The following is a 13,421-nucleotide window of genomic DNA, read 5'->3' on the forward strand; positions in this document are numbered from 1 at the left end:
AACTTGATCTTTTATTTAAAAGTAAATCTGGAATTGAAATTAGGGGAACCGGTATTTAAAACAGCGAATTATTAAAATTCGAGACTGTCTTTTTAAACCCGCAAGCGCGCGGTAATTTTTTCTGGCACATATTGAATGGATGGAAGCATTTGCGGATCTGCCAGGAACAAAAAAGAGGCCCCTTAGCAATAAAGCTAAAGGGCCTGAATTTAAATTTTGTTTTAGGAACGGTTCGCTTATCCGTTGGATAATGCTGCGGCACCACTCACAATCTCTGTAAGCTCTGTGGTAATGGCAGCCTGGCGCGCCTGGTTGTAAGAGAGTTTTAACGCCTTCAACAAGTCTCCTGCGTTCTCCGTTGCTTTATCCATAGCAGTCATCCGAGCGCCGTGCTCTGAAGCGTGGGAATCAAGAATAGCTTTGTAAACCTGGATCTTGATAGATTTAGGAATTAACTTCTCTACAATTTCTTCCTGGGCTGGCTCAAAGATGTAATCGATTTGTTTTGATGAATCGACGTTGTTAATTGACCGTGGCACGGGGAGTAACTGCTCTGAAGTAAGAATCTGTACGGCAGCGTTTTTAAACTGATTGTAGACCAGTTCTACGCGGTCATAATCACCGTTGGCAAAGCCTTCCATTATTGACTCAATAATTTTTGAAGAGTTTGCAAAAGTCAGATTGGTGTACAGCTCGTGGTTGTTACCGATGACGTTGTACTTGCGTTTCTCGTAGAAATCATGTGCTTTCTTGCCGATTGCAACAATTTTTACATTGCCTTTCCGGAACTGCTCAGGGTATTTTTCAGCGATAAGGTTATTGGTGGTTTTGATCACGTTCATATTGAACGCACCAGCCAAACCACGGTTAGACGATACCGTAATAATTAATACTCTTACCGGCTCACGTTCCTGGATGTAAGGGGAATTAGATTCTTCCAGACTGGCTGAAAGGTTACCCAACATTTCCTTCATCTTATTGGCATACGGACGCAGCTGTACAATTGCGTTTGTAGCCCGCTTTAACTTAGCTGCCGAAACCATTTTCATGGCTTTGGTGATCTGCTGAGTTGACGATACAGACGCTATACGGTTTCTTACTTCTTTTAAATTAGCCATTTTCTAAGTACGAAGTACTTAGTATTTAATACTTAGACCGAACGATCTAAATACTAAGTACTAAATACTAATATCTCATTTAATACTTTCCAGCCAGTTCTTTAGCCACTGTCTCCAACGCGTTGGTGATGCTATCGTCCAATTTTCCAGCTTTAAGGCCAGCTAAAACTTCAGGATGACGTTGCTCTAGTTGCTGAAGATATTCTGCTTCAAATTCTTTGATCTTGTTTATAGGAACATTACGCATTAGGTTTTTAGTACCTGCGTAAAGAACTGCTACCTGTCTTTCAACAGACTCTGGAGAAAACTGTCCCTGCTTTAACAATTCTACGTTACGAGCTCCTTTATCTAATACAGATTTAGTAGCTGCGTCAAGGTCAGAACCGAACTTAGAGAAAGCCTCTAACTCGCGGTATTGCGCCTGGTCTAACTTTAAGGTACCAGCCACTTTCTTCATCGACTTGATCTGCGCGTTACCACCCACACGTGATACCGAGATACCAACGTTAATAGCCGGACGTACACCTGCATTGAATAAGTTTGACTCAAGGAAGATCTGCCCGTCAGTAATAGAAATTACGTTAGTCGGGATGTAAGCCGAAACGTCACCCGCTTGTGTTTCGATAATCGGTAAAGCGGTTAATGAGCCACCACCTTTTACCAGGTGTCTGATAGATTCAGGTAAATCGTTCATTGATTGAGCGATTCCGTCATTGGAGTTAATTTTGGCGGCACGTTCAAGCAAGCGACTGTGCAGGTAGAATACGTCACCTGGATATGCTTCACGGCCCGGAGGACGTTTCAACAATAATGAAACTTCGCGGTAAGCAACTGCTTGCTTAGAAAGGTCATCATAAATGATCAATGCCGGTCTTCCGGTATCACGGAAGAACTCACCAATGGCAGCACCAGCAAAAGGCGCGTAGAACTGCATCGGAGCAGGATCTGCTGCTGATGCGGCAACCACACAGGTAAATGGCATTGCACCATTTTCTTCCAGCGTTTTAACGATTTGCGCAACGGTAGAGTTTTTCTGGCCGATAGCAACATATATACAGAATACAGGCTGACCTGCTTCGTAGAATTCTTTTTGATTGATGATGGTATCAATACACACGGCAGTCTTTCCTGTCTGACGGTCACCAATAACCAACTCACGCTGCCCTCTACCAATCGGAATCATCGCGTCAATCGCTTTGATACCTGTTTGTAATGGCTCAGTAACCGGCTGACGGTAAATCACACCCGGAGCTTTACGCTCAAGAGGCATCTCGTAAGTTTCGCCAACGATTGGTCCTTTACCGTCGATAGGCTGACCTAATGTGTTTACCACACGGCCAAGCATGCCATCGCCAACTCTGATCGAACCAATTTTGTTGGTACGTTTTACCGTATCACCTTCTTTGATCTCGTCAAAAGCACCTAACAATACAACACCAACGTTATCTTCTTCAAGGTTTAAAACGATACCCTGTAAACCGTTATCAAATTCAACCAGCTCGCCTGATTGAACTTTTGTTAAACCGTATACGCGGGCAATACCATCACCCACTTGCAATACAGTACCAACCTCTTCGAGTTCGGCTTCTGATTTAAAGCCCGACAATTGTTGTCTTAAAATCGCCGATACTTCATCTGGTCTTACCTCTACCATAGTTTTTATTTATGAGTATTATGTTGTTTTAAATCTTTGTTGTTGTTCGTAGTATTATCTGAGTAGTTGCTTTTGCTCTTATCTCAAGAGTCAACATCTAATTAGACCACTCCCTTTTGGGAAAATTCTTTCTTAAGTTTATTCAGCTGGGTAGAGATACTTGTATCAAATTGCTTATCACCTACCTTCAATACAAAACCGCCAATCAACATCGGATCTACATTGGCTGTTAAAATAATTTCACCTTTTGTTGATTCTTTGATCACCTCTTCAACCTGCCTTTTGTTTTCTTCGCTTAACGGAGCCGCAGTCGTTACAGTCGCTTTTACTATGTTTTTGCGAATATTGTAGGCATTGATAAACTCTTTGGCTGTTTCAAACAATACTTCTGAACGACCCTTTCTCACCACAATTCCAAAGAACGTCATGATCATCGGATGCAGCCGTGGTCCAAATAACTCAGTCAATATAGCCGACTTTTTATCTGGTCCCAGTATAGGGTTTTTTAATACCGCCTTAAGCGTAGGGTTCGCGCGAAGAGTACGAAGAAAAAACTCCATATCGGTTCTCACCTTTTCTAAAGCATTCTGCTCCTCGGCCAGGTCGATCAACGATTTCGCGTAACGCGATGCTACTTGTAATTCAGACATAATTGTAAATGTGCAAATGTGCGAATGTGTAAATGTGCAAATTTTGTAAAGTACAAATGGTATTCTGATACGTTAATCAAGCATTTGCAAATTTGCATATTATCTCATTTGCAAATTAATTTAACTTCACTTCCTTCAGCAGATCGCTAACCAAAGCATCCTGCTTATTTTGATCTTGAAATTGCTTTCGTAATATCTTCTCGGCTATCTCTAATGATAAAGTAGCAACCTGATTCTTCACTTCAGCCATAGCTGCAATTTTCTGATTGTCGATCTCTACTCTGGCTTTCTCGATCATTTTTGCGCCTTCTGTTTGCGCAGAAGTTTTTGCATCACTTACAATCTGATCTTTAAGTTCTTTCGCCTCCTTCAATATGGCATCTCGTTCTAAACGTGCCTGCTTTAGAAGTTGCTCATTCTCGCTGGTAAGTTTGGCCATCTCCTCTTTAGCCATTTCTGCTTTGGCTAAAGCGTCTTCAATTGACCGTTCACGCTCATCTAAAGCCTTAACAATAGGCTTCCACGCGAATTTACTTAGTAAGAAGAATAAAAGCAGGAAAGCTACTGTTGACCAGATCAACAATCCCGGATCCGGGCTTACTAATGGATTTAATGCTAATAACATTTATGTTGTGTTTTTGAGTTTAATCACATAATAAAAAAATGAGCTGTTGCCAATCGCAACAGCCATTTTTATTAACCTACGTTACCAGTTCCTAAGAACGCTACAACCACACCAAACAGAGCTACCGCTTCAACGAATGCTGCCGCGATTAACATTGCTGTTTGAATTTTAGATGCCGCTTCTGGCTGGCGAGCCATACCTTCCATGGCTTTTCCACCAATTTGTCCGATACCGATACCAGCTCCTATTGCAGCTAATCCGGCACCAATTCCAGCGATACTTCCGACGATCATAATTTGATTTTTAAATATATGTTAAACTAAAATGAATTCTAATTAGTGTTCGGCATGTTCTTCAACCGCCATGCCTATAAATAACGCGGACAGAATGGTGAAAATAAACGCCTGTATAAAACCTACCACCAGCTCTATCACACTGATAAAGATGACGAAGGGAACTGCTACGCCCGCCACAAATACAGACTTAAGGATGAAAATAAGGGATATTAAACTTAGGATTAAGATGTGACCGGCCGTAATGTTGGCAAAAAGTCGGATCATCAATGCAATAGGCTTCGTGAACAGACCAATGATCTCTACAGGGATCATCAATGGATATAACCACCATGGAACATGCGGCTTAAATACATGACCCCAGTAGTTTTTGTTACCGTTAACTGTAGTTAAAACAAATGTACAAACTGCCAGCATCATGGTCACGGCGATGTTGCCGGTAACGTTGGCGCCCCCCGGAAAGAAGGGAACTAAACCCATCAGGTTATTCAACCAAACAAAAAAGAATACTGTTAACAGGTAAGGCATGAACGCAGCATAACGGTATCCCAACTGTGGCCTGGCTATATCATCACGCACAAAAATAATTATGGGCTCTAATAGTGACTGCAATCCTTTAGGGGCTTTACCTACCCTGGTTTTGTAAGATTTGGCTACGCTGATGAATACGACTAATAAAATAACTACCGATATAAGTAGCGAAGTAACATTTTTGGTAATTGAGATATCTAAGGGCTTAGCGTTAAGCACTTCATTGCTCTTACCTACTTCGATAAACTCACCATGCGAATTGGGTGTTTCTGAAGCATAAAAGAATTTACCATGAAAGTTAACAAGCTTCTGTCCATTTTCTTCAAACACCGTTTTAGCATGTTCATCTTTATCATGTTTATTGTATAAAAAAGAAACAAGTCCGTTGTTAGTCCAAAGAATTACTGGTAAAGGCACAGATACTTTGTGTTCGCCGTGACCCCAGAAATGCCATTCGTGCGAGTCGGCAATATGGTGCAAAATGGTTTCAGAGATACTTTCTTTTTTCTCACCTTCCTGACCATGTTCTACCTTGGCGGCAGAGATAGAATCGGCTTCAGCTTGCTGCTGTGCAGAAACATTTACAGTTACAAGGGAGAGAAAAACGGCAGATAATAGTGCTACTGCTGTTTTTTTTAAATTGAAAATATGCCTTAAATCCATGTATTGCGAGGATATTACTTTGTATTTTGGTTGCGCAAGTTACGTAACAAACAATATATTTCAAATACGGTATTAAAGAAATATAGATAAAAAAAATTGACCATAAATTTAACCGGTTCGACCTTAAAATTAGAGATGTAAACCAGCGCGATAATCATGCAAAACAGAAAGCGGATAGTCATGCCACCGAGCAAGGCCTGACCAGAAGCTTTGTTACTAATTCCTGCCATTACATAGGCCATTAAGAAAATAATTAATGTCAAACCTGAGAAAAAAGCAAACAACACCCAGAAATTAGGGATCAGCATGTTTTTTTCAGGAAAGTAATGATCGATAGCCAGGGGAACGGCAGCTAGAATGACAGAAAAGAGAATGAAGAGAATAAAGAACCTTTGAATGCTCACGCTTTTAGTTGTCTGATGGTTTGATAGATCGATGCACAAACGCCAATAACACAAGCTAGAGCTGTAACCCATTGAATTTGATGATCGTAATATTTATCGATCTTATAACCTATAAAAGCACAAAGACCAATAATAGCCATCATCTGAAAGGCTACACCGGTATATTTGGCATAACCGGTCAATGCGCTCTTTTCTTCCTTTAGATCTTCATCATGATGATCTGGTTTTTCTGGTTCCATACAGTTAAGTGCTTGCAGCAAAAGTATCAATTTTTAAATAACGGATTATATGACAGTGACTTCATTATGGAAAACCATATATTACATACAGAAGATTTTAACTGAAATTGAAATACTATATTTACAAAGCGGCACTTTAAAGGAAATAAAATAATTTTGCCTTTATAATGTTATAATTATTCAAATCTCACATTGAAACCGGCCTTAAACATAATATTTTACATTTTCTGCACCACTTTTATCATAACGCAGTTTTCTGGTTGCAGTGCACAAAAAGATACGGTGGCAAGTCGGGGGATGCAGAACTTAACGGCTCGTTATAATATATTGTATAACGCAAGGGAGATCCTGAAAGAAAGCCAGCAAATTATAGAGCTTGCATATCAGGACAATTATGATGTGCTGATCTCTGCTTATAAAGAGCCAAACGAAACGCTCTCTCAGCCTGAACTGAATAAACTGGATGAAGTAATTTTGAAAGCAAATTCCATCATAAACGATAAATCTCAAAGTAAATATGTTGACGATGCTTATTTTGCTATTGCCCAAGCTAATTTCCTTAAATCCAATTTTTATAATGCTACAGAGTTTTTCAATTACATTTACAACTCCTATCCAAAACAGCCTGAATTAAGGCAGGCTGCTTTAGCCTATAAGGCGCGTTCTCTTATCAATTCAGAGCTTTTTACAGAAGCAAAAAGCACACTAGACACTGCGTTCAAGTATTTAAGTACAGAAGAGAAGTCTGTTGCGGATTTGTACGCAACCAGAGCTCAGCTAGCTATTTATGGGCATAAGGATGAGGAAGCGATTGTTGATCTGCAGAAAGCAATCGATTTCTCAAAAAAAGGTCAGAACAGAATCCGCTGGACTTATTTGCTTGCGCAGCTTCAGCAGGTCACCGGAAAAACAGAGTCGGCACTGGAAAATTATACGAAAGTAATTAAAAGTAATGCCCCATTTGATATGGCTTTTAATGCTACTCTGAGTCACCTAAGTATTCGTGATGAGCAAAGCGGTCGTGCGATTGACAAGCCAAAGCAATTACTATCATTGCTTAAGGACGACAACAATCTTGGCTTTTCGGATCAGGTCTATTTTAAAATTGGGAAGATCTATGCGGATCAGGGTGATCTGGACCTGGCCATCGAGAACTACAACACATCCGTTAGAAAGAGTATCCGCAATGAAAACCAAAAAGGTTTATCATATCTGGCTTTAGCGGATATCTATTTCAAGCAGGCGGATTATGTAAAATCAAAATCCTACTATGATAGTACACTTACTTCTCTTTTGCCCCAGTCTCAGGATTATGAGTTAATTGTAAAGAAAGCAAATAGCTTAGAACTCTTGTCTAACAGACTATCAGTAATAGCACGTGAAGACACTTTACAAATGCTGGCTAAACTTCCGGAAGCTGAGCGCAAAGCACGGATTGGGGTATTAGTTCGCCAACAGGCTGAAAAAGCTGTTCGACCGGATGCGAACACAAATGTAAATCAAGGCTCTTTTGGGATACGACAACCTGCCCCACAAAATAATGGCCCAGAAAAGTTCTATTTTAATAATCCGATCGCACTAAGTCAGGGATTGTCGGACTTTAAGCGGGTCTGGGGCAACCGGAAACTGGAAGATAACTGGCGCAGGAGCCAGCGTTCCTCTGCCGATATTGCAGGTGCCAGTTTAAACGAGTCCGGTTTTGGCATACCCGCTAATCCGGATGAGGGTACTGTTATACCTCAGGACGTGGGCGTTTCAATCACTAATTCTGTCCCAACAACGCCTGAATTACTTGATTCGTCAAACCAGCGGATCAATTCAGCTTATTATGATATCGGCAATTACTATCGGGAAGTTTTAAATGATGAGCCGGAGGCAATTATAACATATGAAACTATGCTCGCTCGTTTCCCTGACAACAGTCTGAAGTTACCGCTTTATTACAATTTGTACAGGCTGTATGCGAGCAGTAACCCAAAGAAATCATTGGAGTACAAGAATATCCTTTTAAATCAATATCCGGAATCACCCTTTGCCAAAATTATCAGGAATCCGGGCTATACCGCCCAAACAGACGAGCAGGAAAGCGCACTTCATGAATTTTATAATAAAGTGTATGAAAACTACACGCAAAAAAAATATCGTGAGGTTTTGAGTCTGACCAATCAGGCAAAGCAGACATTTGCGGCAAATAAGCTTTCTCCGCAGTTAGCCTACCTGAATGCACTTGCCTTAGGGCACACTCAGAGGTTAAATGTATTGGATAGTGCCTTTAAACAAATAATAACCGACTTTCCGGAAGAGAAGCTGATCGTCCCACTGGTTCAGCAACATTTACGGTTCATCGATTCTAACAGAGTTTCGATGAGCAGGAGAACTTATGCTTTGGTTGATTTCGACTCTTCGGAACCTCAATTTGTTGAAGAGCCGGAAGCAGAAGCAGTAGCTGCTGTGATCGGAAATACAACCGCAACCGGTAATACTGTTAATAATACAAACGTCAGTAAGCCGGTAGTTCCCGAGCAAAAGCCTGTTCCGACGGCTTTAACTCCTGCACCGGCCGAAAGCAGTCTTTTCACGCTAAATGAATCGCCGGAATATTATTTCGTAATAAATGTAGCGGATCCATCAGTAAACCTAAGCTCTTCCAGATTCGGCATTGGGCAGTTCAACCGGGCAAATTTTTCGGGTAATGGAATAAAACATCAGTTAAAATCGGTTAATAGCCAAAATCAACTGATATTTGTCGGGGCTTTTTCATCTAAAGAAGCCGTAGCGGATTATTACCGTAATATCAATCCGTTAATGAAACAGATTATGAAAGTCCCTTCTGAGAAATACGGTACTTTTTTTATAAGTAAGGAAAATCTGGATAAATTAACTGACCGGGAAACCATTAACAAATACAACGAATTTTATCTGCAAAATTTTGGCAGAAGCGAATAATAAACATGAATAATAAAAATAACAAGTTAACTAATCAAGATCTTAACCGCTATACAATAAACTTCTGGAAATGGATTATAGGATTTATAGCCTTGGGGGCCATTATTATTTTCAGCATCGGTCTGGGGCTGTTTGGAACCCTGCCATCGTTCCGCGACCTCGAAAATCCTAAGAGCAACCAGGCATCAGAAGTCATTTCTGATGACAATGTAATATTAGGTACCTATTATATACAGAACCGGACCAATGTTCGATATGATGAACTTTCCCCCAATGTAATTAATGCGCTGATCGCGACCGAGGATAAGCGTTTCTATAATCATTCGGGAATTGATTTCAAGCGAAGCTTTGCTATCCTCTTTAAAAATCTTATCGGTAAAAAAGAAGGCGCAAGTACCATTACTCAGCAACTGGCTTTAAACCTGTTTTCCAAAGAAGGGCGGGCAAAGAACAGTGTTAAGCGAGTTATTCAAAAATTACAAGAACTAATTTTAGCCGTAAAATTAGAGCGTCAGTACACGAAAGAGGAAATCATCACGATGTATCTGAATACCGTGGATTATGGTGCTTATAATACTTATGGAATAAAATCGGCAGCACGTACATACTTTAGCACGACCCCGGATAAACTGGAACCTCAGCAGGCGGCGATATTAATAGGAATGTTAAAAGGTCCTTCCTATTACAATCCACTCCGTAATCCGGAACGAGCTCTTGCGCGCCGAAACACCGTTCTGGAGAATATGCATAATGCGAGTTATCTGAGTGATGAAGAGACAGCACGCTTGAAAGATCTGCCATTAAAGCTCTCGTTCAATGCGTCAGATCATAACGATGGATCAGCGGCCTACTTCCGTGCAGTACTCAAAAAAGACATTCAAAAAACCTTTGAAGAAAATTCTATCGCTAAAGCCGACGGTACACCTTACGATCTGGATCGTGACGGGTTGAAGATTTATACTACTATCAATTCGAAGATGCAGAACTATGCTGAAAAAGCACAGCGTACCTATCTCAGAGAACTACAAGTCCAGTTCAATCGTCAGTTCCGCGGCCGCGACCCGTTTAAAGCTGAAGGAGCAACCGAACTAATTGATCTGGGGATTAAAAGATCCGACCGTTATCAGCAATTGAAATCTGAAGGGAAATCCAAGGAGGAGATTATGGAAGATTTTAAGCGGCCGGTGAAAATGACCATTTTCAGTTGGAGGGGTGATATTGATACTACCATGCGACCCATTGACTCCGTCAGGTACTATAAAATGATCTTGCGAAATGCTGTTATGTCAATGGAACCTGAAACCGGTTATGTGAGGGCCTGGGTTGGGGGAAATAATTTCGAATATTTCAAGTATGACCAGGTAAAAATGGGAACGCGGCAGGTAGGCTCCACAGCCAAACCATTTACATATGCTGCGGCAATCAATGCGGGTTTCTCGCCGTGTTACACCGTTCCGAATGAACCGATAACCATTGAGGGATGGACGCCCCGTGCATATAATTCTATTCCCGGACATTTGACATTGAAACGAGGATTGGCCAATTCACAAAACTTTATAACTGCGCGAATGATGTATGAGGTGGGTGCAACTGCTGTATCAACTCTTACTAAAAATATGGGTATTACCAGTGATGTTCCAGCTTTTCCTTCTATTTGCCTGGGTTCTTTCGATGCCTCAGTTTATGACATGGTTGGAGCATATTCTACATTTGTAAATCACGGTATCTGGACAGAACCCCTCTATTTGTTGCGAATTGAAGATAAGAACGGCAACGTGATATACGAGCGCAAACCACAGGTTAAGGTCGCATTGAATCCGCAGACTGCTTACGTGATGACTAATATGCTTAAAGCAGTTGTAACTGATGGAACCGGAAGGCGATTGAGAGGCAGGTACAATCTTTTGAATCCAATAGGGGGAAAAACAGGAACGACTCAGAATAACTCGGACGGATGGTTTATTGGCATTACACCTCAGTTAGTTACCGGCGTTTGGACCGGTGCTGAAGACCGTGCCATTCACTTTGCTACAACCAATGACGGTGAAGGCGCGAATACCGCTTTACCTATATTTGCACTTTACATGAAAAGTGTCTACGCCGATAAGAGTTTACAGTACAGCAAAGGTGATTTTGAAGTTCCAAAAGGAGGAGTCAATGTCACTCTTGACTGCGGTGCTTATACGAAACAGCAATCCGGAATAACTGAAGTAGACGAAAAGCTAGGATTTTAAAAGAGATATTAGACGTGAGATATTAGATTTTAGAAGCCCAGGATTATCAATCTCAAATCTACATCTCAAATCTCACCTAATATCTCAGATCTAACATCTCAAACCTCTCTATGCCCTTTGATCATCGCACTGCTTTACAAAAGATTCCCGGAAAACCGGGAGTCTACCAGTTCTATGACCAGGCTGGTGAGCTAATCTATATTGGTAAAGCGAAAAACCTGAAGAACAGGGTTGGCTCCTATTTCAACAAAGACAACTATAAGGTAAATGCTAAAACCCGCGTATTGGTCAGTAAGATCAGTAACATCACTTTCACGATTGTTGACACCGAAATTGATGCGTGGCTGTTAGAGAATAGCCTGATAAAAAAGCACCAGCCGAGATACAATGTTTTATTAAAAGATGACAAAACGTATCCATGGATTGTTATCAAAAACGAAAGGTTTCCCCGGATCTATTGGACTCGTAACTTAATAAAAGACGGCTCTACCTATTTCGGTCCATATGCCTCGGTAAGCATGATGCATACTATTCTCGGTATGGTCAAAGAGATCTATCCTTTACGTACCTGCAATCTCCCGCTTACGCCTTCGAATATTGAGTCCGGAAAGTTTCGGGTTTGCCTGGAGTACCAGATCGGGAACTGTAAAGGACCCTGCCAGGCATTTCAGACCCAGGAAGATTACAATCAAAATATTGAAGAAATAAAGGATATTTTGAATGGGAAGACCAGTGCTATAATCAGGCGACTAAAAAATGAGCTCGATCAATCGATTACCGACCTAAATTTTGAGCTTTCTCATCGCTTAAAAAGAAAGTATGATTTGCTTGAAAAATATCAAAGCAAATCTACAATCGTCAATTCTTCTATTACCGATGTAGATGTTTTCAGCATAGCTACTGATGAAAAGCATGCTTTTGTAAACTACCTGAAAGTAATGAACGGAACGGTAACCACGACACAGACTCTGGAATTAAAAAAACGTGTTGAGGAGACTGATCTGGACCTGCTTACCATTGCCATATCAGAATTCAGAACAAGGTTTAACAGCGTATCAAGAGAAATCATTGTTCCGTTTGACATTGACTGGGAAGAAACTGGAATTAAGTTTACGGTGCCTAAGTTGGGTGAAAAGAAAAAATTGCTGGAGCTTTCACAAAAGAACGTGGCTTTCTTTAAACGGGATAAGCTGGAGCATTATGAGAAGCTCAACCCGGAAGTGCGGATTGAAAGGTTACTGACTCAGATGATGAAAGATCTGCGGCTTAATCAGCTTCCAAGACATATTGAATGTTTTGACAACTCGAACTTCCAGGGCAAGTTTCCTGTTTCTGCTATTGTGGTTTTCAAAGATGCACGCCCTTCTAAAAAAGACTACCGTCACTTTAATGTGAAAACAGTTGAGGGGCCGGACGATTTCGCCACTATGGAGGAAGCTGTCTTTAGACGTTACCGACGGATGCTGGACGAAGGAGACAGTTTACCCCAGCTTATTGTTATTGATGGTGGTAAAGGTCAATTATCCTCGGCAATTAAAAGTTTGAAGCTTTTGGGGATAGAAAACCAGGTGACGATCATTGGCATTGCCAAGCGTCTGGAGGAAATTTATTATCCCAACGATCCCTACCCTCTATATCTCGATAAAAAGTCTGAATCTTTAAAGATCATCCAGCAATTAAGGGATGAAGCTCATCGGTTTGGTATCACCTTTCACCGCTTAAAGCGTAACAAAGCTACCCTGGCTACTGAACTTGAAAGCATCCCCGGCGTTGGCAGAACATCTGCCGATAAGTTATTACGGAAGTTTAAGTCGGTAAAGAACATCCGGGAAGCTACCGAAACTCAGTTACTGGAAGTTCTAAATTTGAAACAGACTCAAGCTCTTTTGAATTACTTCAGCCAAGCATAGCTCTACTTTCTCTCCCTTTAATTTCACGATGGTTTTTTTGCCTTCCTGTTTAATTAGTTGCATTTAAGGTTAACTTTTTAAAAAAGAGTTCGTATAAATCTCCAAGCTCTCGAACTCATGATGCAATCAGAAATAACTGTCTTCAATAATAAAC

General features: G+C 40.9%; 11 protein-coding genes. 3 read left to right on the plus strand and 8 right to left on the minus strand.

What is annotated here, in order from left to right; translation table 11 throughout:
• Positions 1 to 236: 236 nt before the first annotated feature.
• From atpG to AC1MCB_RS13835, 8 genes are all read right to left on the minus strand, one after another.
• The gene (gene atpG, locus AC1MCB_RS13800; protein WP_479965288.1) at positions 237 to 1,118 is read right to left on the minus strand and encodes an ATP synthase F1 subunit gamma; all 882 of its coding nucleotides are present in this window, start codon (positions 1,116 to 1,118) and stop codon (positions 237 to 239) included.
• Positions 1,119 to 1,197: 79 nt separating this feature from the next.
• Positions 1,198 to 2,772: a F0F1 ATP synthase subunit alpha gene (atpA, locus tag AC1MCB_RS13805; RefSeq protein ID WP_479965289.1), complete on the minus strand. Its 1,575-nt coding sequence runs from the start codon at positions 2,770 to 2,772 to the stop codon at positions 1,198 to 1,200.
• A gap of 101 nt (positions 2,773 to 2,873) precedes the next feature.
• The gene (gene atpH / locus AC1MCB_RS13810; RefSeq protein ID WP_479965290.1) at positions 2,874 to 3,422 is read right to left on the minus strand and encodes an ATP synthase F1 subunit delta; all 549 of its coding nucleotides are present in this window, start codon (positions 3,420 to 3,422) and stop codon (positions 2,874 to 2,876) included.
• A gap of 115 nt (positions 3,423 to 3,537) precedes the next feature.
• A complete protein-coding gene (locus AC1MCB_RS13815; protein WP_479965291.1) occupies positions 3,538 to 4,047 on the minus strand; it encodes a F0F1 ATP synthase subunit B in 510 nt (169 codons plus the stop codon).
• A 71-nt stretch (positions 4,048 to 4,118) separates the two neighbouring features.
• Positions 4,119 to 4,337: an ATP synthase F0 subunit C gene (atpE, locus tag AC1MCB_RS13820; protein ID WP_160908721.1), complete on the minus strand. Its 219-nt coding sequence runs from the start codon at positions 4,335 to 4,337 to the stop codon at positions 4,119 to 4,121.
• A gap of 45 nt (positions 4,338 to 4,382) precedes the next feature.
• Positions 4,383 to 5,534: a F0F1 ATP synthase subunit A gene (atpB, locus tag AC1MCB_RS13825; protein WP_479965292.1), complete on the minus strand. Its 1,152-nt coding sequence runs from the start codon at positions 5,532 to 5,534 to the stop codon at positions 4,383 to 4,385.
• Between the two features lie 14 nt (positions 5,535 to 5,548).
• On the minus strand, positions 5,549 to 5,938 hold the full coding sequence (locus tag AC1MCB_RS13830; protein ID WP_479965293.1) for a hypothetical protein: 390 nt from the start codon (positions 5,936 to 5,938) through the stop codon (positions 5,549 to 5,551).
• Positions 5,935 to 6,177 (minus strand): AtpZ/AtpI family protein, encoded by a 243-nt coding sequence (locus tag AC1MCB_RS13835; protein WP_479965294.1) that lies wholly within the window; start codon positions 6,175 to 6,177, stop codon positions 5,935 to 5,937. The genes AC1MCB_RS13830 and AC1MCB_RS13835 overlap by 4 nt, the downstream gene beginning before the upstream one ends.
• Before the next feature lie 297 nt (positions 6,178 to 6,474).
• On the opposite strand from AC1MCB_RS13835, the gene porW reads away from it, so the two are divergent.
• From porW to uvrC, 3 genes are all read left to right on the plus strand, one after another.
• Positions 6,475 to 9,123, plus strand: coding sequence for a type IX secretion system periplasmic lipoprotein PorW/SprE (gene porW, locus AC1MCB_RS13840; protein ID WP_479965295.1), 2,649 nt, complete (start codon positions 6,475 to 6,477; stop codon positions 9,121 to 9,123).
• Between the two features lie 5 nt (positions 9,124 to 9,128).
• Positions 9,129 to 11,357: a transglycosylase domain-containing protein gene (locus AC1MCB_RS13845; protein WP_479965296.1), complete on the plus strand. Its 2,229-nt coding sequence runs from the start codon at positions 9,129 to 9,131 to the stop codon at positions 11,355 to 11,357.
• A 110-nt stretch (positions 11,358 to 11,467) separates the two neighbouring features.
• Positions 11,468 to 13,267 carry an excinuclease ABC subunit UvrC gene (gene uvrC / locus AC1MCB_RS13850; RefSeq protein ID WP_479965297.1) on the plus strand — a complete coding sequence of 600 codons (1,800 nt, stop codon included), beginning with the start codon at positions 11,468 to 11,470 and terminating at the stop codon, positions 13,265 to 13,267.
• Positions 13,268 to 13,421 lie beyond the last annotated feature (154 nt).

The sequence above is a fragment of the Daejeonella sp. AP26 genome, assembly GCF_056680515.1.

What these genes read in the sequence shown, in the direction of transcription:
- AC1MCB_RS13835 (WP_479965294.1), bottom strand. Translation starts at nt 6,177, where the DNA reads ATGGAACCAGAAAAACCAGATCATCATGATGAAGATCTAAAGGAAGAA.
- atpB (WP_479965292.1), bottom strand. Translation starts at nt 5,534, where the DNA reads ATGGATTTAAGGCATATTTTCAATTTAAAAAAAACAGCAGTAGCACTA.
- atpA (WP_479965289.1), bottom strand. Translation starts at nt 2,772, where the DNA reads ATGGTAGAGGTAAGACCAGATGAAGTATCGGCGATTTTAAGACAACAA.
- AC1MCB_RS13845 (WP_479965296.1), top strand. Translation starts at nt 9,129, where the DNA reads ATGAATAATAAAAATAACAAGTTAACTAATCAAGATCTTAACCGCTAT.
- atpG (WP_479965288.1), bottom strand. Translation starts at nt 1,118, where the DNA reads ATGGCTAATTTAAAAGAAGTAAGAAACCGTATAGCGTCTGTATCGTCA.
- uvrC (WP_479965297.1), top strand. Translation starts at nt 11,468, where the DNA reads ATGCCCTTTGATCATCGCACTGCTTTACAAAAGATTCCCGGAAAACCG.
- atpH (WP_479965290.1), bottom strand. Translation starts at nt 3,422, where the DNA reads ATGTCTGAATTACAAGTAGCATCGCGTTACGCGAAATCGTTGATCGAC.
- AC1MCB_RS13815 (WP_479965291.1), bottom strand. Translation starts at nt 4,047, where the DNA reads ATGTTATTAGCATTAAATCCATTAGTAAGCCCGGATCCGGGATTGTTG.
- porW (WP_479965295.1), top strand. Translation starts at nt 6,475, where the DNA reads ATGCAGAACTTAACGGCTCGTTATAATATATTGTATAACGCAAGGGAG.